The following is a 20,827-nucleotide window of genomic DNA, read 5'->3' on the forward strand; positions in this document are numbered from 1 at the left end:
CAGTATGCAAGGGCTGTGGCACCCCGCGCGTTCTTCGCGAGGGTGAGGTGGCATCGTCGACGTTTGGTCCGTGTTGTAGTTCTTCTAGGCGTGCGAAGGCACGTAGAGCATTTAATCAGGCACCGTTGGACCTTGGAAGCGTCAAAGGTCCGTACATCGACATGAGCTTCGCCCGGAAACGCTAGCGCTGGCGGGCGAAAAAGTCTTCCAGTTCACGCACGCATTTGGACGGTGCGAGGTTGCCCTGCGATCCGCCTATAGACATTTTCCGGCCAGTTCCCATTGGTTCCGACCATGCGCGCCACGAGTGAGATCGAGGAGCATCTTGAGACCACAGAACGTGATGTATGCGTCCTTTCGTCGATCGTTTCCAGGTCACAGACTTTTCTGCGACGTCGCAATCCCAATTGGAAACCGGTAGCAAGGCGAGCCCACGGATCACGCTTTCACAAGAGCCATAACGTCTCTCCGTGTCGTCATTCATGGTCTGACGGATAAAGCGCCTCCATCGATCTGGTATGTGCGGAAGCCACTTCAACTTCGTAGCGAATCCTCCGGAAGGTATCTCCGTCGCGGGTCTAGCCATGCGCGAGTACCAGGTATGACCATGAAGTAAGCGATATAGGGTCATGCCGAACGCCCAGATGTCCGTCTTCACGCTAGTGAGAGGATCATACCAAGCCTCGATCGCGAGGTGGTCGAGGTAGCCTCCTCGACGTGCATAGCCTTCCACGATCTCGTCGGTGACAAGACCGAAATCACTAATCCGGGCGCAACCTCGATCATCGAGAAGGATATTCGCCGGTTTTATGTCCCTATGTATCATCCCTCTCTGGTGCAAAGCCTGAAGCCCGAATGAGACTTCCGTGGCAATCTTGCGTACCGCCTTTGTCTGCATAGGCCCGCGCTTGTAGGGCCCGGAAAGCGAACCTGCTCGGCACAACGCCATAACGAATTGAACGCTCTCGCCGTCATCTCCTCTAACAGCGTAGTGTACCTGTGCGATATTTGGGTGGGTGGCCTTTGCAAGAAACTGGGCTTCTTTGACGAGTCCTTCTCGCCGTTTCTCCCATTTCTCGTCCGTTTCGCGTTGGCCGGTTTCGGGGTCGATCTCCATTCGCGATAGCCGCTTCACGGCGACATCGCCATGAACCTCGTCTTCGGCGAGGAAGACCTCCCCAAAATGGCCTTCGCCGATTTTGTTGCCGATCTGAATCCTCGATACCTGATTACTCATTTGTTTTGATCCGCCAAGACCATGAAGACAGCCTCGCGACTTCCCTTTTTCATCTCACGACCGGCAATCTTCCCTTCCCAAAAGTCTTTGTCGTCGAGGTATGCGTCAACCTTCCGCTCACCAAATGTCCGACTAAGAACGGATTTGGCGACCGCCTTGGTGGGGCACACTGTGGAGGCGGCCGCGATTACAACGCCTCGAACTTCAGCCGACTTGAGATGGCTCAAACCCATGCCTTTTGACGAGTCGCTCGCCTTGACGACAACCTTCTGGATCCCGTGCTCGCGAAGGTAATTCGTGAGCTGGGCGAAAAGCGTCGCATATGCGCCTTCCCGATCGTCCTCCTGCAGCTTCCAGTTGTCGTCGAGGTTCAATGTTGCAGGACCGTCGTCAGGAACCTCCAAATCGACAATAGTGATCTTTTCACCTGACGCTACAATCCCAACGTGCCGCTCTGCCATCGTTTGTCCTTTTGGCTCATCGCTGTCCCCATCAGGGGCCATTGCGAGATAATATACGACCTGAACGCGACAAGTCAGAAGGAGTATCCGATATTAACCTGTTGAAAAAGAGCGATAGAACCATCTGTAATGTCGCCTAAAACCCTGCAGGTCAGCGCTTCGCGAGAATGCAACCGTAAAATAATACCATTGACTGAATGTGCAGAACCTGTGGAAAACTGCGTTAATCTACTGGGTTTTTGAAGTGGACCCTGTTTTGCCGGACAGTCGGCGAACGGGTTCAAGCACTGAAGCGGATGAACTTCCGAGGCGATCGGAACTTCAGTCCTGAGTGAGGGGCAATTTGGCAATGATCGCCGATCCATCCCGGCAGCAAGGCCTTGATGGTCTCGGCATCCGGCAGGATCGTGACGCGGGAATAGTCTCGCTTCAAGGTTTCACGAAAGCTTCCGGCAGTGCCGTTCGACTCTGGGCTGCGAACCGGCGTGAAGAGTTGCTTGAGGCCGAGGGCCGTCGCGGTATCGGCGGTCTCTGCCGCGATGTAGCCGTTTCCGTTGTCCGATAGCCAGTCGACCGGATAAGGCGTCTTCGTTCCGCCGAACCGCCTCTCGACCGAAGCGACCATCAGGTCGCGCACCATCTCGCCGGAGGTGCCCGCGTTGGCGACGGCGAGCCAGGCGATGGTTTCGCGATCACAAGCGTCGAGAACGAAGAGGACGCGGACGACCTCGCGGTTTCGAGCATGCTGCTCAAGATAATCCGAACACCAGAGTATGTTCGCAAGGAGCGCGATGACGAGGCTATAATGAACGCGCCTGGAACGACGTGCGATCGAGCGCGCCAACGCGATCTTCGCCCAGATACAGAGCCGGTGGTCGATATGGTGGATGGGAAACGGAATTTCCATTGCCCAACAGATCTTCTGGAATTTAAATTTCAGTCTGTTGTGTCGCGGGAAGCGATCTATGTGTCGCACGCCCCTGCGAAAACCCGCGTTTCCGGCCCTCTTGGATCGGGCCGAATGCAAACTATGTGTCGCGCTACACCAGTTCGGAATAGCAGTGGGCACTTGTGTGCCGTCAGTCGCGGGCTGCGCGATGCGGTTCTGTAGAACGTCGGTCCGGCCTTTGATCATGATCCGTTCGCCCTCGACGATGATTCGGTCCATAACGGATCTGATGTATGACTTGCGGTAGGGGATCTCGCCGTTCCGAACGCGCTCCTTCATGAACTGGGCGAATTGCACGACACGCTCCGCAGTGATCTCCGTCTTCCCGTTGAACCTCCTCTTCAGCCGATCAAGTCACGCGACCGCGATGTCGCGATCTTTCTGTGCGTTCTGAAGCCTCCCAGCGAAGTCGGGATCGCTCACGTGCGTTAGAGCGCCGGGCGAAAAAGTGGAATCCGGTTTTTCGAAAAGTCGGCGCGCCAGCGAGAATATACAGCATCGGGCGATGCGAAGTTATCGCCCGATGCTGTATACCCGTTTCAACCGGCGTCATCAGACGATGAATTCGTTCTCTGGCGTTGGCAAGCTCGGTTGGAAAGCGGCCGATAAGGTGTCGGAGATCGGACAGATCACTTTGCGGATGCTGCTTTCCGGTCGCCGCTGCCCAGCCGTAGACTTCGTCGTGATCGACAGGGATTAGAAGCGCCGTTGCGTGCGCGTCAGTCCACACCGTCCAGGCGCCGACGCCGGGGGTCGGCGCCATGAAACGCCAACTCGCCGATGCCAGTCGGGCCGAGGCCGGCGACCCGCCTTCGAAGAGCAGCCGCCGCACGGTGGAATGCACCCCATCGCGGCCACGAGGACCTTTGCGCGTGCCTCGGCACCAGCCTCGGTGCGAACCGTCAGGTCGCCCATCTGTCCGTCGGGCGGGCGGCCTAGATCGCCGTGCTTTTGGCGCCGTTCCTTTCTTCTGCGCCGTCTTAAGTAAGCGTCACGACTTTGACTGAAAGGCTCCGACCCGCCCGGGAACGCGGTCTGCCGCAAGGGCTGCGGATCAGGTCTCCAAGGCGTAAAAGCTCACCGCGGCGACCTTCCGGAAGCCGATCCGTTCGTAGACCGGCATGCCGGCCGCAGTGGCGTGCAGCGTCGCCCGTTTGAGGCCAGTGGCCTTTCCTCCTTCGTAAAGCGCCTTGCGCGTCGTCGCGCCGCCGTAGCCCTTGCGCTCGTGTTCGGGGGCGGTCGCGACGAGAATGACGAACAGGCAGTCGTCCGCCGCCACGGCCCCCGCGGCCGAGACCGGAACGCCGTCCAGAAGGCCGAGATAGGCATGGATCTGGTTCTTCCAGATTTGGGATCCTGCGAACCCTTCCTCGGCGCCCTGTTTCGGGAAGCCATAGGCGCGACAGTTCAGATCGGCATAGGCGGCGAGATGTTCGTCGGTGCTGACGCGGACGAATTCAAGGTCGGGATGGCGAGGCTCCTCGGCAAGCGGCAAGATATCGGCCGCCATGCCGAAGCCGCCAAAGCCGAACTGGAGACCCGCCTGCCTGGCGGCTTCCGGCAACGACCCGCGGGCATCGGCTGCAAGCAGATCCTCGAAGATCCAGAGGAAGCCCGCTTGGCTCTGCGAGCGCATGTAACGGGCGGCTTTGCCCAGGGAGTGCGCGAGGCGCTCGCGGTCCGCTCCGACATCCTGAAGCGCCAGCGTATTCCAGAACGGGAAGGCGTTGTCCGCCCAACGGATCATGAGATCCGGCTCATCGCGAACGTCGCCGGTGCCGCGCTCTTTAACGCACATCTGCCAGACGAGCTTGAGCTGGTCGAGGGATTGGACGGCGTCGGAGTCCGGGTGGAAGTGAGTCATCGTAAACAACCTTTCACTGTTTCGATTGTCGTTTGCAGTTACCGGTCACGCAGGGCAGACAGCACTGCGATCGCGCGGCGATGTGGTTGCGTGTTGGATGCCGCGCCTCGAGAACGCGAGGGCGATATTGGCCCGTGAGGCGGATCAAATCGGCAGAGCGCTTGTGACGAGGAAATGCGCGGCAACGAGACCGGCTGACGGCCGTGATCTCCGGGCCCCAGAGACCACTGGAACGCTGCCACGCAGCCGAAACCTTTCCGGATGGTCGCGTCTCGGGGGCGCGGATTGATCGAGGGCCCACGTACCGCCGTTGTCGTAATGTCGGGGATGTTCACCTGCGTGCCGCATCTTGACGAAACCGGCTCACCGAGGCGTTCCGACAGCCAGAAGAACGGGAGAGCGGAGAATGACCCGATCGCCGGTCCTGATACGATCGACGATCGAGAGGATCGCCTCGTCGACGCGGCGCTGATCTTCTTTGCTCAATGCGGCATAGACAGCCATATTGCGGTGCAGTTCGCCGACGTCCTCGAGATAGGCTTCCCCCGCAGGTCCCTCCCAGGCGATCTCGAATTCCTCGATCTGAACTGCGGTCAGTCCGGTCTCCTCAAGTTCCGCGCGAAGGCGGTCCGGGTCGGCAAGCGCGATGGCGCCCGGCGGAGGCGCCGGCGGTGCCATATCCGGGAATGTCGCACGGAGCGCTTCGGCCATGACGAGGAAAGGCCCGCCGCCAGGCAGCTTGGGCCAGGTCGCAACACAAGCCTTGCCTCCGGAACGGGTGACGCGGGTCTGCTCCATGAGCCCTTGCCGCCAATCAGAAAAGAGACTGGCACCGAGCAAAGAGAACGTTGCGTCGAAGCTCGCATCCTCGAGGGCAAGCGCCTGACCATCCATCAGACGAGCGCTGGATGATGGGAACGGGGCGAGCCGCTCGGAGAGCAGCTTCACCATGCCAGGCGCATTGTCGACAGCGAGCACCGATGCGCCAGCGAGCGCTGCAGGCACACTCAGCGCGCCAGCGCCGGCGGCAATATCGAGAATCCGCGTACCAAAGTGGATATTGGAAATCCGGTCGAGCGCCGTCGCAGCGATCTGACCGGTATTTCGGTTTGCCGTCCGTTCGTAGACGCGGGCGAAGTCGTCGGTCTGATGAGGATGGGTGCCGCTTGCACCCAAGCAGGGGATCCAGGTGGGTTCCGACATGTCCGATGACTGACTTTCGCGATCGTCCATAACGAGCTCCTCTCGTTCAGTCTGGTGATAGTGCGGATTGAAGCTCGCGCCGGCTCGGCCCTATCGCCCGGGACCAAGCCATGCGTCGGGGCTCGGTAGGCAGTACGTTGGAGTGACGATCATCATTACGTTCTGACCGGTCGCTTCTCCGGCAACATGGTCCGGGCATGCTCGATGCGGTTGCGGCGTAGACGCTCATAGACTTCGCCGACGTTCTTCCCTTCCGTGCGGGAGGCAAGCAGGCCAGAATGGACGATCGGGTCGTTTATGCCGAGGGCCGCTCCCTGCGCCCAGACGGGCGCAGCGGCAACTGGCTCGCGTCACTCGTCCAAAAGCTTGCCCGCCATGATCGTATAGGGCCTGGCGAGAAGAGGCAGAGCATTCTGCCCGAAGGTTACGACGTGCGCTGTCGCTTGATGCGCGGTCAGGGCGGCTTCGTCGCGCCAGCACTCGATGAACCGGAAGACGTTCTCGTCAGCGGCACTTTGCACGACATCGTACCTGATGACGCCGTCCTCCCCACGCGACGCGCGCGCCAGCGCGGCGATATGCTGACCAAGCTCGGCAGCTTTGCCCTCGAGCGCAGTCAGCTCCACGATGAGATGGACGTTCGGCGTCCTGGTCAGCTGTCTCACGACGTCGGCTCCTGTGAAATGACGAGAATGCTGAGCGAGGCAACATCACATTTGCCGAGCAGCTTGTTCGTTCCAAGCCGTCGGCGGACATGCGCTGCAAGATCATTCCGAGGGGCGTTGGCGGACCCTCGGCCACAGCTGATCGATCAAGATCGTGCTGATCGCGGCCGGATCTTCCAGCGGGCCGAAATGCGCGATCGTCGGAATTTCGATGAATTCCTTGAATGGCGCGTCGAACGTGTCGAAAAACGTCCTCGCCATCGGAGTTGGCGTGAAGAGGTCGTAGCTTCCGCCGATCATGATGATTGGAGATTTCAGTTTCGCGCCTCGGACCCGACCGGCAAAGTCGGGCAATTCTCTCAAAGCCAGCGCCAAGGAGTACGCCTGGGCCTTTCCATTGGCTAACGACAGAAGCTCGCGCCAGGAATAGTCCGGTGATCTGAAGGCAAGCCCGAACAGCTTCAGGAAGGCGCGTTTGTCGGTATGATGGCCAAAGCCGAGCTTCATCTGGGCCGCGCGGACCACTTTCGTCGCCGCGGGGCACGGGGAACGGTCTCTCGCATAGTCGGGATAGCGCGAAAGGGCTTTGAGAACCGAGGCGTCCCTCCGGCGGCGGGCTTCATCGAGAACGGTCTCGTAGCCGTATCGTTCGGCCATCAGGAAATCCGAAACCTGCCCGATCGCCACATAAGCAGCGAAGGCGTCGGGCTGCGCCAGTAACATCTCGACAGCGATAGCCGTGCCCCAGGAGTGACCGAGGAGGACAATCGGCGCATGCGGGAACCGCTGTCGCAACAGGCGGACAAGCTCCAGCCCGTCATCGACGTAATGCTGCAGGGTCAGGCCATCTTCGGGGCCGTTTTTGGCCAACGTCTTTCCGGCATTCCTCTGATCCCAGTGAACAACCGTATAGCGCCTCTCCCATTCGCGCTGGAAGGCATGGGCAAAGGGCATGACGGGAAGGCCGGGGCCACCATGCAGGTAAACGAGCAGCGGATTTTTCTCATCTTCGCCGCGAAATTGCACGGCCTGCTCTATGCCGCCGATCGTCCAGAAAGCCGTCTCCTCGACCCATGAGCGACGGAGGAGCCTTCGGCGTTGCGATACGGCACGCTGAAGCCAGGCACGAAGGGCGACGAGCAGCAGCATGACCGACAAAGCGGCCGCGAAACCGATCCAGATCATATCGACGTCCTGTGCTGTTTGGGTCCGATCAGCCGGCTTTGCGAGCTGTTGCGAGAAACGCTCTGGTCGGCAGGCGTATCGTTCCGTCGGAGCCGGCATATGCGTTGAAGGCGAGCTGCAGGGCGGAATGCAGCCGTCGTATTTTGTCGGCGTCGAGGGCGTCGTATCCGGGGAAGAATTTGAACACCGGGTCGAAGTCTCGGACGACGTCGGCGGATGAGAGCGACGTCCACTCCGCTTGAGCGACTTCGATGGTCACATCCACGCCTCCGGCATCCCTCAGATGTTCTGAAATCGAGCGTTCCGAAAACAGGGGAAAGAGGTCGGCCGGCCATGCATTTCCGCCCGGGAACAGGCGATTGAAGACCCGGCGCATCACGTGTGCCGGCGAACAGTCGTCTTCATGGGTCCACATCGTCAACCCGATGCGGCCGCCGGGCCTCGTGACCCTCACCATCTCCGCAAGGCCTGCCGGCCAGGTCGGAAAGCCAAGTATGCCGAAATTCGACAGCGCCACATCGAACCTGTCATGGCTGACGTCCAGCGCCGTAAAATCCATGATCTTTGCATCGCCCGCTCCAACCGAGCGCAGCCGCTCGGAGGCTCGCCCAACCATCGCGGGATTGATGTCCGTTGCCAGAACGCGCGCCCCGCGTTCGATGGCTGCGAGGGCCAGTCCGCCCGTGCCGGCAGCGATGTCGATCAGCGAACGGTCGGCCAGCGGCATCAACCTGTCGAGCAGCAAGGTGGCAAAGGCCTGCGTCAAAGGTTCGCCCATTCGCTCATAGAGCCCGATCGGAAACCCGGGTCTTGTGTCGGTCTGTGGCATGGGGATCTCTCGGTGTTGGGATACGGATGGTTGCTCGCCCGGCGGTTCTTGTGACCGCGGGATGAGCCTGTTCCGCCTTTTTCGGGCGGGACGAGCGGCGAAAATCGCCGATCTTGTCGGGGGCGACGCGATATCAGACGGCGCTGATCAACCGGTCCGTCGTTCGGTCAAACGAACCGGTAGCTTGGGGAATCCCGCCACCGTGCCCGCTTTCGAAGAGATATCCGTTGATGAGAACAGGATCAGACGGGGAGCCGCTCCGCGGGGAGGCGGGCAGACGATATTGCCACCGCTCCCGCCTTCATCCAGACCAGCGGCGAAGTCCGCGACATTCTGAACATGTTGCAGGTTGACCGTCGTGCTGTCGCGCCTTCGCTTTCAGCCAGCCGTCTCAGCCAGGGGCGGCGAGCCGGTGAAGTTCGCCATATGGTCGCTGAGGGCCTGCCGGAAGGCCGGCCGCGCCGTACCGCGTTCCACGTAGTCGACCAGCTTCGGGAACGTCTCCAGAAGCCCGAAGCCTTTGAGAGGTCGTAGAATAGCCACCATCATCAAGTCGCCGGCGGTGAAGTCTTTGCCATACCATTCGCTGTCTCCGAGACGGTCGGAAACCTCCTGAAGCCGCTCGTCGACCCGCCTCTCGATCGCGAGAATCCGCGGTTCGAACCAAACTTCCGAGGCATCGTAGAGTGTTGTCGCGACGTATTCGACCACCGGCAGCTCGACCGTGTTGAGGGCGGCGAACACCCATTCCAGCGCCTTTGCCCGTTCGCGCGGATTGTCCGGCATCAAGCCTGGAAAGCGCTCCGCAATATGCCAGACGATCGCGCCGCTTTCGAACAACGTGTGTTCGCCCTCCTCAAAAGTCGGCAACTGACCAAATGGCTGACGAGCGCGGTGGGCCGGCTCCTTCTGTTGGCCGATCGACAGAAGCCGGACGGCGTAGTTCTGTCCGACCTCCTCCAAAGCCCAGCGGACGCGTATGTCTCGCACCAGCCCCCGTCCGGCATCCGGAACCCAGTCGTAGGCTGTAATTGTGATGAGAGCGTTCGGATCGATCGGCATGAAATGCCTCCGTGGTAGAAAAACGCGTTGTGATCGCGGACGGATGCCGTCTGCCGGATGAAACGAGCCGGCTGACGGTCCGTCGTTGCATCGGATCAACAGGCAGTACGGCGAGTACTCGCTCCGCATGACCTTTTTCGTCAGAGAAACCGCCTGCCTGCGAAGTAGCCACAGATGGCGACGATGCAGGTGGCGAGCGTGTACCAGGTGGCGACGAAGAGCGGACTGTCGTCCGGGCAGTGGGTTGCGTAGAAGATCGCCGCGATCGCGCCCGATGCGACACCTGCCGCGGCGCCGGCGAGGCCCGGATTGGTCGGCATTCCCTGGCGCAGCGCGACGATGAAACAGACGAGCGGGCCGATGGCGATCAACGGAATGAACATCAGGCAGTAGCGCGCATAGGTTCCGATGAGGCTTGCGGCCCATTCGGACGACGGCACCATGGCCAGTTCGACGCCGACGCCGACCACGAGGATCGCACCGACGCCGCCAAGCAGCCACGGCCAGGGTCCAAGCGGTGCGGCCGGTCGGCCAATACGGTCGAGAAGCCCGATCATGGCGACGGCAAGCGGCACCGTGACGATGAATTTGAAGAGCACCCGGGCCGTCTGGATGACCTGTTCCAGATCGGGGCGAGGGTTCATCAGGACGATGAAGACAACCGCCGCAGCAAAAACGCCGATCACCACCGCTTTCAGCAGTACCGTGCCGAAACGGTGCCAGGCACCAGCGTCCTTTGCCAGAATCTCGATCAGGCGGTCGGTTCCGGAGGTCGGGCCGCGGCTGCTGTCGTCGTCGGACATCATCGTCTTCCTCCTCGGTAGATCGCGGCCAGGCTCCGAACCGCCCGATGCAACGCGACATGCACCGCGTTTTCGGTCATGCCGTGCCTTCATGCCGATCAGGCGGTCGGTTCCGAAGGCCGGGCCGCGGCCGCTGTCGTCGTCGGACATCATCGCGTCCCTCCGCGGTAGATCGCGGCCAGGCTCCGAAGCGCCCGGTGCAACGCGACACGCACCGCGTTCTCGGTCATGCAAAGCCGTACAGCCGTATCACGGACGCTGAAACCTTCCAGCGAGATGGAGCGGACGATGTCCTGCTGAACCGGCTTGAGAGTTTCCATCATCCGGCTGATGTCCTGTCCATCGGTGGGTGTGCCCGACCGTTCGTCCGCGATGACCTCGATGACGTCGTCTATCGGCACTGTCACCCGGTGCCCGCGCCGGCGAAGTGCGTCGATGATCTTGTTGCGCAGGATGACCGACAGCCATGGTCCGATCGGCCGACGCGGGTCCCAGGTGCCGCGTTTCAGATGGACGGCGAGAAGCGCTTCCTGCACGACATCCTCGTGGTCCTGATTGTCATCCCCGTACGCCGCCATCCGCCGTCTGGCCAGCATCCGCAGATGCGGGGTCACCGCCTCGAGAAAATGGCGGTAGGCGACTTCGTCGCCCTTCAACGCGGCCGCCATCCAGACGGACCATTGCTGCTCGCGAGGATGGGTCATCGAAAAGTCACGCCCGACTCTGGAGGTTTCCGCCTCGCGAGGCCGACGAGCCGTCGAGCCTCTTTTTCGATTGATGATTGGCTCAGTCCGAACGCAAACCTGCCGAACGCCGTCACATTCTGCATTGAAAATCCGTCATGATGGGATCCAGCCTATCGGCGCGAGCGACGCGAGCACTCGTCCGGACGTGGACACTGCCGATCAAATGCCTGCGTACCAGTCGTATCCGATCGCATCCTCCCAGTAGCCGCCCCGGCCTCCGCCCAGTCCGTCAAGACTTGCGACGGACTCGATCCGAGTCACGAACTTCGCCTGCTTGTAACCGAGTTGCCGTTCCACTCGCAGGCGCAGCGGCGCACCATGCGGGATCGGAAGCGGTGCATTGTTCATCCCGTAGGCAAGGATCGTCTGGGGATGATGCGCAGCGTCAAGATCGATGCTCTCGTAGTATTTCGAGCCGCTGAAATCGTCAGCGCAGTGGAAGACGACATACCGCGCATTCGGCTTTAGACCTGCCTGGCCGAGCAATCTGGAGAGTGGCACGCCGGTCCACTTGCCGATCGCGCTCCAGCCCTCGACGCAGTCGTGCCGGGTGATCTGGGTCCGTGACGGCATCGCCATGATTTCGGCGAGCGTAAATTGCATCGGCCGTTCGACGAGCCCGTCCACGGCAAGCGAAAAGCCGGCGAAGTTGCGCTGGGCCAGTGCCTGATAGGCCGGGTCGGCGGGCATTATGTTGCCGTTCGTGCGAAACAGTGGCGACATCTCGGCTTCCTCGAACTCTGGCGCGAGAGCCTCGCCACCGAGCAAGCGCTGCACGTGCCTGGCCAGATCCTCGGAAGAGCCGAGCGCGTCATTCACCGTTTGCGACTGGGCGAGGCCGAAAACGTCGCAGCCTGAGAGAACGAGTGGCGCGGCACCGAGGAGCCCGGCAGTGAGGAAGCCGCGGCGGGTGGGAGAGAAAACCATCGGGGTCACTCCTTGGGAAGACGATAGCGGCCGGTGATCATCGAGCGGATCTCGTTGATCGGGCCGGCGAGCACGACCATCGCCACGTGAACCAGGATGAACAGCACGAGAAGCGTCGCGGCGATGAAGTGGATGGAGCGCGCCGATTGCCGGCCGCCGAAGATCTCCAGGAGAAATGGCCAGGCGGCGTTCATGGCCGGCGACATTGTAAGCCCCGTCAGGACGACCGCCGGCAGAAGCACGAGCAGCACGCCGCAATAGGAAAGCTTCTGGAGGACGTTGTAGCGCCGCGCCGCTTCCCCCTTCGGGAAACGCAGGCGGGCATGCTGTGCGACATCGTGGATGATATGGGCCGGCGCAATCTCCTTGCGCGTCGGCAGAAGATCCCGTGTCAGGTGCCGGCTGAAAAGGCTCCAGAGCGCGTAAAGCAGAATGCCGGCGGCGAAGATCCATGCGAAGAACAGATGCCAGTGGCGCGCCACCGCGAGATTGTAGCTCGACGGGATCGTCGCCCAGTAGGGAAAGGCCCGGTTGACCGTGTTGCCGGACGCGTTCGTCCAGCGCCCGAGCACCCCTGTCGTATCGACGGTCGCCTCGCCGACGCGCAGATAGCCGCGGTTGTCCGCCGATCCGATCTGCAGCCAGGCGTGATCATGGTTCGCGCCGTACTGTCCCCAATAGAGGCGAGGATGGGCGTTGAAGATGGTCAGCCCGCTCATCAGCATGATGAAGAGCGTGACGACATTCGTCCAATGCCAGACCCGCGTAGCCAGACGATGCCGGTAAACGACCGCCGGGCCTGCAGGTTTTACATCATCTTGAACGGTTCCATCGACGCCGAAGCCGGTATCAGTCATGTCCGCGATCCTCATTGGGGGATGCGCCCGGGCGAGACCGCCCGGACGCTCCAGTTTCGCCGTTACTTCTTCGGCTTCATCTCATCCGGGGTCATGGCATCAGGCGTCATCGCGTCGTCCGCCTGCATGGCTCCGTCGGGGGCCATCGCATCGTCGGGCTTCATCGAGTCTTCCGGCCTCATGTTGTCTTCGGCCTTCATCGCGTTGGACGTCGTCGTATCGGGGGTCATGGCGTCCGGCGCCATCGCATCCGGCTGCATGGCGTCGTCACTATGGGGCCGCATCGCATCCTGGGCGAAGGCCGCCGGCACGAAGGCAGCGCTTGCGGCAATCAGCGCAGCGCCGAGCGGCAGCACGAAGCGGCTGGAGGATCTGGTCATGTCACTACTCCTGAAAGAGGAAGCCCCGTTTCTTCAGGTCGCTTCCGGTAAAGCCGGCCGACGGGCGCGGCATCTGAGTGGCAGAGTTCTCGGCGTCGGGCTCGCTGCGTCCCGCTCTGCTCAAGCTCTTTCGGTCGTCGCAAGAAACAGACGCCGAGGCACTGCTTGCAATGGGCTACCGGCGTCCTTCGCTTTCGGCCCATTCGCGGCGCATGAGGTGATTGCTCGGCAAGGTCGGATCGAGAACCTTATGGGTCGCTTCGACGCCTGCGACCGGCAGGTCGCCTCGCTCGAGCAGTCCCGCCTGGACGAGGACGCAGGCCTGATCCCAGTAGATGTGCTCATGCGCCAGCTTGCCGTCCCGGAAGGAGGCGACGACGACGACGGCGATCTCGATCCGCCGATTGGTCGGTGCGACACCCGGCAGGAAATAATCCATCCGGCGCTCGTGCGTGAACCGGACGACCATTTCGTCGACGATCGTCTCCTGGCCGATAGTGCGGCTGACCGGGATCAACTCCAGGTCGTCGGGCTGTACCGTAATGAAGTGGTGCGCATAGAAGCGTCGCACTTCGCTGGCGCCGACCCCACCGGTCATCGTTGGAACGTGATTGACGTGAGGCTCATCGACCATCGTCGCCATCGTCATATCAACATCTTTGGCAGACAGCTCTGCACCGAGATGCTGATCCCAGACTTCCACCAGGTTCTTCATAGCGAAATTCAACCTTAAATTGCCATATCGGCCGGTCATTCACACGCATGACCTGGCTGAAGAGCGCGGCATCTCTTTTGAATCGGCCCGGCTTCGTCGCGATTGCTCAGGCCGGTCTAAGGTGTGACAGGGCTCAGTCGGTCGCAGCCGAAAGGATCGGCCCGCCGGGTTTCTGGACAATCACCGCCGTTTTCTCCCCGTCTTCGGAAGCGGGCGCCGAGAACGACATCCCAACGCCGAGCCACCGCCCGACATGCTTGATGCCGGTGACGACGTTCGGCACGGGGAGGGTGGTGCCGGCATTCTCGCCGGCCGCGATGGCGACGCTCTGAACGCCCGGCCTGTAGCGCACGAGCCAGACGTCGGCCCCGAACGAAGGCGCCGCGCCGGTACCGATCTTCACCACATTCCCGCTGATGTCGATCGCGACGTCTGCGGGGGGCTTGGCTCCCGCCACCATGGCGCGCAGGGCATCCGCCTTGTTGCCGACGCTGTCGTAACGTCCGTTGACGACGACCTGCGGCGTGAAGGGGCCATTGCGTCCGAGGCCGGCTTCGTAGTCCCGCTGGCGGGTGGTGAAGGCCTCGGCGCCGAACGTGTCCTTCCAGCCGAGCTGGTCCCAGTAGGTGACGCTGAAGCTCAGCGGCAGAAGGTCGGGCTTCTTCTCGAGATTCATCACGTTGCGATTGGCGGGCGGGACCGAACTGCAGCCCTGGCTGGTGAAGAGTTCCACGACCGTCACCGGCCGGCTGGCCGCCTCTGCGGGAAGGGCCAGCACTTCGCCTGTCAAGAAGGCCGCCACTGCAAGACCGAGCGGCCATGCATGGTCACTGCGACCCTTTCGCATCGATCTGGTCATCAGAGGTCTCCCAGAAGATCGCCAACTCACCGGCGATGGAGGCTTCGTCTGAGGATGACTACGCTGGGTGGAACCGGACTATTACAGCGCGATAAGAGATTTCTTTCCACTCCCGAAGCCGGCCAAGCTAGGTCAACAGCAACCATCCCAGCCTGGCCGCCGACATGCCGCGAGTGATCCGGAAAAGTCCGTCGACTGACCGTTCGTCGGCAAACTACCCCGTCACCGTCGTCCAGGCACCGACCAGATCGGCAAAACGGAGCTGACTGCGTGTCGCTAGCAGCGCATTCCGCAAACGGGTGTGCAGTGTCTCGATCTCGATGTCGGCGGCCAATTCGGCTGCATGGTGCTCCAAGGCGGGAAGAAGGCTGCGCAGTGTGAGGGTCATCAGCTCGGCGAAGTCGGACTGCGGTCCTGCCATCGGCATCTCGCAAAGCAGAGAGGGCTCCGACAAACCAGCTGCTTGGAAGACGTCGACGAGACGACCGCCGCAGGAAAGAGCCACCCCGGCCAGACTGAAACCCAGAACGACCTGTTTGGCGGTTTCATCGTACAAGGTGACTGGTGGATTCGACCAAGTCTCACGCAGAGCTTCGTCCGGGCGCGTCAGTTCTGCGACGTTGGGCTCGATGAACAGGATCGCCCCGCCGGGACGAACGAACTTTGCGGCCTGCCTGACGAAAGCCGCCGGATCCTGCTGATGGACCAGAACGTACCGTCCGACCACGAGGTCGAACGACGCGCTTGCGGAAAACGAATCCAGGGAAGCGGCCTGGAATCGGAGATGGGGATGCCGTGTCCGCCCGGCTCGCTCTCGGGCGACGTCGACAATGGCCGGCGATTGGTCGATCCCAAGCACGTCTCCGGTGACACCGGTCAGTTCAGCCGCCATCATGGCGACATCGCCGGCACCTGTACCGATATCGAGGACGGAGTGACCCGCTCCCAAGCCTGCAGCCCGGAGAATGCGCTCAGTACCCCCGGCAAATACTTGGCTCTGAATGGTAAGCCGTCGGATCTCGTATGGATCGTGTCCAAGAACGTAGGTGCTGGTTGTCATGCTTCGCCTATTCCCATCAACGTTCTGCCCTCACGGTCATCGGGCGGACCGTCGTGAATTCGTTTCTTTGCAAAAATGGCCCGCCGGTCGCTCGCCGCGCTTCTAGAAGGCAGAAGCCGCTCCAGGGCGATCAATTCGAGATCATTGCGCAGGGGGCGCCCGACGGAGGGATCGTCATAGGGGAAGCAGACGGTCTCGCCGGTCGACCGAAAGCCGCGGGCCTCGTACCAGGCGATCAGATCCCGGCTCTGCCTGATCGCAGTTATCCGAAGATGGCGAATGCCGGATTCTGACGCCTGTCGTGCCACATCTTCAAGGAGTGCGCCGCCGACTCCCTTGCCTTGCTGATCGGGAGCCACCGCGAGTAAAGACAGATACCAGTCACGGTCTTCTCCCAGGGCGATATGAATGCAGGGGACAGGGTTGGTGCCGGAAGATGGCCGTGCGACCTTCATTCGGCTTTTGCCAAGCGCCGTCAGGATCGCCTGCTTCCCGGTCCTTGGCCCTTCCAGAGAACCCCTCTCGTCGGTCCAACCTGCCATGGCCCGGGGCGATCGATAGGCCGAATTGACGAGCGCAACGAGCCCGGGAATATCGGACGCGGCGGCTTCGTTGAGTATCACAACCGATCTCCACGCATGGGGTCATCAGACTTCGTACGCGGGCATTTACGCGCCAGGGATCGATCGCGTTACATTCGAAACCTTCGGAGAGCGCTGGGGCGCGGTCAGCCGACGGGGCCGAACGCCTCGAAATGGATGTGATTGAGCCGAACCGCCTGGCTTTTGCAGACCCTCGCGAAGCTCGGCAGTGAAGCGCATTGACTCGCAGATCATGTCTTGCGCCTCAGGTCCGGCATTGAGCTTGAGGAGGTCCGCCGCGGTCACGCGCCCCTGAATGTCGTAAGTGACGCCTGGCCGATCGCGATCTGTCGGCTTCGAATAGAAGATTTTGCTCCCGGCAGCGGAATGCCGGCGAGTAGCCGCGTCCACTTCCGCTTTGAAGGCGTGGACAGTCCCGTCGCGCGCCGTGCACGAAGCAGACTGGCCGCTGCGGGCTTGCGTCGGTTATGGTGCAGGACGGGAACGGACATTTGTCATCCGTCGTCAACGATCTCGCTCCCTTCGAGACCATTATGATGCGTGCGGCCGACCCGACGAATGCGGTCGAACTGCCGCTTCTTCGCGAGCGTATGAGGGCATGGCGCTTCGTCGCCTTTCGAAGGGTGGACGTAACCCGCCGCGCGGACCTTGAGGCCCTTGCTGGCCTGGCCCGTGAGCGGTTCGGCCGACTGGACGTGATCGTCAACAACGCCGGGATCGGCCCTATCTCCCGGTTCGACGCACTACGGGTTAAGGACTGGGACGCGATGATCGACGTCAACCTGAAGGGCGCGCTTTATGGGATTGCGGCGGTGCTGCCGATCTTCAACGAACAGCGTAGCGGCCATGTGGTGAACGTCGTCTCGACCGCCGGACTGAAAATTGTTCCCACCATGGGCGTCTACGCAGCGACCAAAAATGCGCTGCGGACCGCAACCGAGGCTCTTCGGCAGGAATGCGTGCCGGGTCTCCGGGTCACAGAGGTGTCTCCGGGGTTCATCGACACGACGTTCGTTGATTCCTCCGTGACCGATCCCGTCGTTCGGGAAGCAGTTGGCCGGCAAAAGCGGAAACTCGCCATTTCTCAGGACGCGATCGCGCGTGCCATCGCCTTTGCCATCGAGCAGCCCGACGACGTCGAGATCGGGAGCATCGTCGTCCGGCCTACCGCGCAAAATTAAGTCGGTCTTACCCTTCGGCGGCCAACGTCGTCAGGCGTTCACGCAGCCAGCGTTGTGCCGGATGGTTGGTGGTCCGGTCGTGCCAGACACTCACGATGGCAAAGCCAGGGATGGTGAGCGGCGGGTCCAGCACCTGCAGGCGATCCGACCAGCCATCGGCGATCCGCCGAGGAACCAGCGCAATCATGTCGGACCGCGACACGACCTCCGGCACGACCAAAAACCCCGACGTGGACAAGGCTACGGTGCGGCGGCGGCCGAGGGCCTCCAGTGCCGCGTCGGCAGGTCCCGAGAATCCGCCGCCCTCGGGGGAGACCACAACGTGCTCCAAAGCGCAAAACACGTCCAGGCTGAGATATCCCTGTACGGCCGGATGCCCCGGTCGGGCGATCACCGTGTAATCCTCACGATAGAGCTGACGCTGGCGCATGGCCGCCGGTGCATGGTCCGGAGTTGCCAGGGCCAGGTCGACTTCGCCGCGCTCCAGCTGCGTGGCAAGCGCCAACACGTCCAGGGAACGCCAGGCGATGCGGACCATGGGCGCCTCGGTCCTGAGCGCGACGGAGAACCGGGTGAGCAGCGCATACTGCTGGTAGTCGGTCCCGGCGATCACCAGAGTGGCCTCCATGGTCGCCGGGTCGAACGGCATTCCCTCTGTGACGACCCTGCGGACGCCCTCCAGCGCTTCATGCAACGGTTGCCGAAGCTCGACTGCGCGCTGGGTCAGAACCATCCCGCGCTGTGCCGGAATGAGCAGGGGATCGCCGAGGGCGTCGCGAAGCCGCGCCAGCCGGGCCGACAAGGCAGGCTGGCTGAGGTTCAAGCGCCGGGCGGCACGCGTGACGTTCCCTTCCGCCAAAAGGGCTTCGAGCGTGACGAGCAGGCCGAGATCGAGGTTTTTGGTATCCATCCGGTCGATAACAGCAGACAAAAGGTTCGATTTCAACACCGCGGCGTGACGCGCAATATGCCGAACGAGCCTCAAATCCTGGAGCCTCCATCGACAACGCGGATAGCAGATTGCCCGAAACCCTCGCCCTCGAACCGCATCGCCCTTCGCTGATCGCGTTCCCGCTGCTCGCGGCCATCCTGTTCCTGTTCTTCGTGTCGGCCTGCGTGCCCGCGCCCTTGTTCGTCGTCTTCCAGGGGCGGTGGGGCTTCTCCGCTGGCATGCTGACGGTCGCGTTCAGCATCTACTCCCTGGCGCTCCTCGTCACCCTGCTCGTTGCCGGCTCGCTTTCGGATCACCTGGGACGCAAACCGGTGATCGTCGCGGCGCTGGCGATACAGGTCGCGTCCATTGCGTTGTTCTTGACGGCAGACGGCATCGGCGGGTTGCTGGCCGCCCGGATCGTCCAGGGCCTGTCCATGGGCTTGGTCAACGGCGCCCTGTCCGCCGCGGTGATCGAGGCGGCGCCGCCGGCCCGCAAGGCACTCGGCAGCCTGCTGACCAGCATCTCGCCGCTTGCGGGACTGGCGGCGGGCGCCTTCGCCACCGGAGCCTTGCTCGCAGTGACGGACAAAGCGGATGTCTGGGCGTTCGGGTCCCTCGGGGCGCTGTTCTGCCTTGGCGCTGCGATCGTTCTGCTGATTCCCGAGACGGCGAGCCCGGTGCCGGGCCTGCTTCGTTCCATGGTGCCGAGCGTGCATGTCACCCGTTCAGCGCGCGACGGCTTCAGGCGCGGGCTGCCGTTGCTCCTGTCGATCTGGGCGCTGTGCGGCTTCGTGGCCGCGCTCGGGCCGTCGCTGCTGCGCGCCGTCTTTGGCGTCAGCAGCGGATTGCTCAACGGCGCCATCGTCGCCGTGCTGTGCGGCGCCGGCGCCGTGTCACCGCTGCTGTTGCGCGGGCTGTCGCCCGGGCGCATGGCCGTCGTGGGGATGGCGGCGGTAACCACCGGGGTTGGCCTCCTGCTCGTATCGATCGGTACCGAAGCACTGGCGTTGTTCTTCGTCGGCGGCGCGGTCGCCGGCGCCGGGCTGGGCGCGTCGTTCAGCGGCCTTATCCAATCGCTCGTGCCGCTCACCCCTGTCCACGAGCGTGCGGAACTCTTCGCGGCGATCTTCCTGGTCACCTATCTGTCCCTGAGCGTCCCGCCCATCGCTGCCGGCTTCGCGGTTCCGCTCAGCGGCTTCGTGAGCACGACGGAGGCTTATCTCGGCGCCGTCCTGGTCGTCTCGGCAATCGCCACCGTCCTGCAATGGCTGCCCTCACGCAGCCGGGGAGCACCCGCATGAAGGCTATTGAGGCTTGTCCGCGCCAAAGGCTCGACGGCCTGACGCTGGTGGCCTCCCTCATCCCAACGAACCCGGACCGACCGCCATCCGCGTGCTTGTACCTCGCCCAAGTCGGCCAAGCGTCACGAGACGTCCGAGACCGGGGTTCTTGGTATCCATTCGCTGGATAGCAGCAGGCAGAAGGTTCGATTTCAACACCGCAACATGCGGCTTTATATGAGGACCGCAAGCAAGTTGCAGGGGCGTAGGCCCTCAATCGGAAGGCTGGGATCGAGGCGACCATCCGGACGAACGCCGCCAGCCTATTCGAAATCCCCCAGTCCAAGATCTGGCAACCCACGGTTAACCGCGCCCGATAGGCACCACCCATACCATTCAGGAGAATATAATGTCTGACCTAGGCAACACTTTCATGCGTCGCTTCGTGCAGTTCATCAACACTGCCGACGAAAAGCTTGGAGAGGAGCTCATCGCGCCGAATGCGGAGTTTTACGTTCCTTTCCAAAGCGAACCGCTCGTCGGGCCGAGGGGCTGGCTGAAAGCCGTCGAGGTGATGCGCGGCGGCTTCCCGGACGTCCAGTGGACGCTCGAGGAGTTGGTCGTCGAAGGTGAGAAGATCGCCGCGAGGTACACGATGCGTGGCACACACGAAGGCACCTTCTTCGGAGTGCCGGCGACCGGAAAAAAGATCGCCATCCAAACCATGAACTTTTATGCCATGGCCAACGGCAAGATCGTCGGCGAGCGCGGTCAGCCTGATCTCCTCGGGTTGATGCAGCAGATCGGTGCCGTGCCTGCGCCCAGTTGATCGCAACGGCAGGCCCTCAAACGGCAGGTTTTGCGCTCGCGCCGGCCGACATGGAATTGTCGACTCCGGCCAAATCGAGCGGTTCCGCTTCGCGCCGAAGGGAGCTGTTGGATTGGCTGCTCGCATCCCATCAAAGCGGGCACGATTGCCGCCAAAAAGACCCCGCCTTCGCTCAACGCCGCGCTGCCCGGCGGGCGAG

The 20,827-nt window shown here is 62.2% G+C and carries 23 protein-coding genes; 4 read left to right on the forward strand and 19 right to left on the reverse strand.

Annotated elements, in window-relative coordinates; genetic code table 11:
* Positions 1-181: 181 nt before the first annotated feature.
* The 3 genes from J6595_RS09220 to J6595_RS22945 form a co-directional block, all read right to left on the reverse strand.
* The gene (locus J6595_RS09220; RefSeq protein ID WP_209594192.1) at positions 182-1,237 is read right to left on the reverse strand and encodes a serine/threonine-protein kinase; all 1,056 of its coding nucleotides are present in this window, start codon (positions 1,235-1,237) and stop codon (positions 182-184) included.
* Complete coding sequence (locus J6595_RS09225; RefSeq protein WP_209594193.1) at positions 1,234-1,698, reverse strand: hypothetical protein; 465 nt, start codon at positions 1,696-1,698, stop codon at positions 1,234-1,236. Before J6595_RS09225 ends, J6595_RS09220 begins: the two co-directional genes overlap by 4 nt.
* Before the next feature lie 280 nt (positions 1,699-1,978).
* Complete coding sequence (locus J6595_RS22945; protein ID WP_209594194.1) at positions 1,979-2,944, reverse strand: DDE-type integrase/transposase/recombinase; 966 nt, start codon at positions 2,942-2,944, stop codon at positions 1,979-1,981.
* 226 nt (positions 2,945-3,170) lie between these two features.
* Between J6595_RS22945 and J6595_RS09235 the strand changes: the two genes are divergently transcribed.
* Entirely contained in the window at positions 3,171-3,347 is a 177-nt protein-coding gene (locus tag J6595_RS09235; protein ID WP_209594195.1) for a hypothetical protein, read from the forward strand.
* 354 nt (positions 3,348-3,701) lie between these two features.
* Here the strand turns inward: J6595_RS09235 and J6595_RS09240 are convergent, their stop codons facing one another.
* From J6595_RS09240 to J6595_RS09310, 15 genes are all read right to left on the reverse strand, one after another.
* Positions 3,702-4,511 (reverse strand): GNAT family N-acetyltransferase, encoded by an 810-nt coding sequence (locus tag J6595_RS09240; RefSeq protein WP_209594196.1) that lies wholly within the window; start codon positions 4,509-4,511, stop codon positions 3,702-3,704.
* 363 nt (positions 4,512-4,874) lie between these two features.
* Positions 4,875-5,744, reverse strand: a complete 870-nt coding sequence (locus tag J6595_RS09245; RefSeq protein WP_245197893.1) for a class I SAM-dependent methyltransferase — start codon at positions 5,742-5,744, stop codon at positions 4,875-4,877.
* Positions 5,745-6,064: 320 nt separating this feature from the next.
* Positions 6,065-6,379, reverse strand: a complete 315-nt coding sequence (locus J6595_RS09250) for a putative quinol monooxygenase (protein ID WP_209594197.1) — start codon at positions 6,377-6,379, stop codon at positions 6,065-6,067.
* A gap of 102 nt (positions 6,380-6,481) precedes the next feature.
* On the reverse strand, positions 6,482-7,564 hold the full coding sequence (locus J6595_RS09255; RefSeq protein ID WP_209594198.1) for an alpha/beta fold hydrolase: 1,083 nt from the start codon (positions 7,562-7,564) through the stop codon (positions 6,482-6,484).
* Between the two features lie 28 nt (positions 7,565-7,592).
* Positions 7,593-8,393 (reverse strand): class I SAM-dependent methyltransferase, encoded by an 801-nt coding sequence (locus tag J6595_RS09260; RefSeq protein WP_209594199.1) that lies wholly within the window; start codon positions 8,391-8,393, stop codon positions 7,593-7,595.
* A 378-nt stretch (positions 8,394-8,771) separates the two neighbouring features.
* The gene (locus tag J6595_RS09265; protein WP_209594200.1) at positions 8,772-9,455 is read right to left on the reverse strand and encodes a glutathione S-transferase family protein; all 684 of its coding nucleotides are present in this window, start codon (positions 9,453-9,455) and stop codon (positions 8,772-8,774) included.
* A gap of 140 nt (positions 9,456-9,595) precedes the next feature.
* A complete protein-coding gene (locus tag J6595_RS09270; RefSeq protein ID WP_209594201.1) occupies positions 9,596-10,258 on the reverse strand; it encodes an NrsF family protein in 663 nt (220 codons plus the stop codon).
* A gap of 149 nt (positions 10,259-10,407) precedes the next feature.
* A complete protein-coding gene (locus tag J6595_RS09275; protein ID WP_209594202.1) occupies positions 10,408-10,962 on the reverse strand; it encodes a sigma-70 family RNA polymerase sigma factor in 555 nt (184 codons plus the stop codon).
* Positions 10,963-11,163: 201 nt separating this feature from the next.
* Positions 11,164-11,931, reverse strand: a complete 768-nt coding sequence (locus J6595_RS09280; protein ID WP_209594203.1) for a molybdopterin-binding protein — start codon at positions 11,929-11,931, stop codon at positions 11,164-11,166.
* A 5-nt stretch (positions 11,932-11,936) separates the two neighbouring features.
* Positions 11,937-12,788, reverse strand: coding sequence for a cytochrome b/b6 domain-containing protein (locus J6595_RS09285; protein WP_209594204.1), 852 nt, complete (start codon positions 12,786-12,788; stop codon positions 11,937-11,939).
* Positions 12,789-12,850: 62 nt separating this feature from the next.
* Positions 12,851-13,168: a pentapeptide MXKDX repeat protein gene (locus J6595_RS09290; protein ID WP_209594205.1), complete on the reverse strand. Its 318-nt coding sequence runs from the start codon at positions 13,166-13,168 to the stop codon at positions 12,851-12,853.
* Between the two features lie 175 nt (positions 13,169-13,343).
* Positions 13,344-13,922 carry a nuclear transport factor 2 family protein gene (locus J6595_RS09295; protein ID WP_209594206.1) on the reverse strand — a complete coding sequence of 193 codons (579 nt, stop codon included), beginning with the start codon at positions 13,920-13,922 and terminating at the stop codon, positions 13,344-13,346.
* A 94-nt stretch (positions 13,923-14,016) separates the two neighbouring features.
* The gene (locus tag J6595_RS09300) at positions 14,017-14,742 is read right to left on the reverse strand and encodes a DUF1223 domain-containing protein (RefSeq protein ID WP_209594207.1); all 726 of its coding nucleotides are present in this window, start codon (positions 14,740-14,742) and stop codon (positions 14,017-14,019) included.
* Positions 14,743-14,956: 214 nt separating this feature from the next.
* Positions 14,957-15,802 carry a class I SAM-dependent methyltransferase gene (locus J6595_RS09305; protein ID WP_209594208.1) on the reverse strand — a complete coding sequence of 282 codons (846 nt, stop codon included), beginning with the start codon at positions 15,800-15,802 and terminating at the stop codon, positions 14,957-14,959.
* Positions 15,799-16,425: a GNAT family N-acetyltransferase gene (locus J6595_RS09310; RefSeq protein WP_209594209.1), complete on the reverse strand. Its 627-nt coding sequence runs from the start codon at positions 16,423-16,425 to the stop codon at positions 15,799-15,801. Before J6595_RS09310 ends, J6595_RS09305 begins: the two co-directional genes overlap by 4 nt.
* A gap of 470 nt (positions 16,426-16,895) precedes the next feature.
* On the opposite strand from J6595_RS09310, the gene J6595_RS09315 reads away from it, so the two are divergent.
* Entirely contained in the window at positions 16,896-17,585 is a 690-nt protein-coding gene (locus J6595_RS09315) for an SDR family oxidoreductase (RefSeq protein ID WP_245197900.1), read from the forward strand.
* Between the two features lie 7 nt (positions 17,586-17,592).
* Here the strand turns inward: J6595_RS09315 and J6595_RS09320 are convergent, their stop codons facing one another.
* The gene (locus tag J6595_RS09320; protein ID WP_245197913.1) at positions 17,593-18,531 is read right to left on the reverse strand and encodes a LysR family transcriptional regulator; all 939 of its coding nucleotides are present in this window, start codon (positions 18,529-18,531) and stop codon (positions 17,593-17,595) included.
* A 74-nt stretch (positions 18,532-18,605) separates the two neighbouring features.
* Here J6595_RS09320 and J6595_RS09325 point away from each other — a divergent pair, with 74 nt between their 5' ends.
* On the forward strand, positions 18,606-19,820 hold the full coding sequence (locus tag J6595_RS09325; protein ID WP_209594211.1) for an MFS transporter: 1,215 nt from the start codon (positions 18,606-18,608) through the stop codon (positions 19,818-19,820).
* A gap of 412 nt (positions 19,821-20,232) precedes the next feature.
* Positions 20,233-20,628, forward strand: a complete 396-nt coding sequence (locus J6595_RS09330) for an ester cyclase (protein ID WP_245197915.1) — start codon at positions 20,233-20,235, stop codon at positions 20,626-20,628.
* The last annotated feature ends 199 nt before the right edge of the window (positions 20,629-20,827 follow it).

The organism is Jiella mangrovi (assembly GCF_017815135.1).
Taxonomy (GTDB): Bacteria; Pseudomonadota; Alphaproteobacteria; order Rhizobiales; family Rhizobiaceae; genus Jiella; species Jiella mangrovi.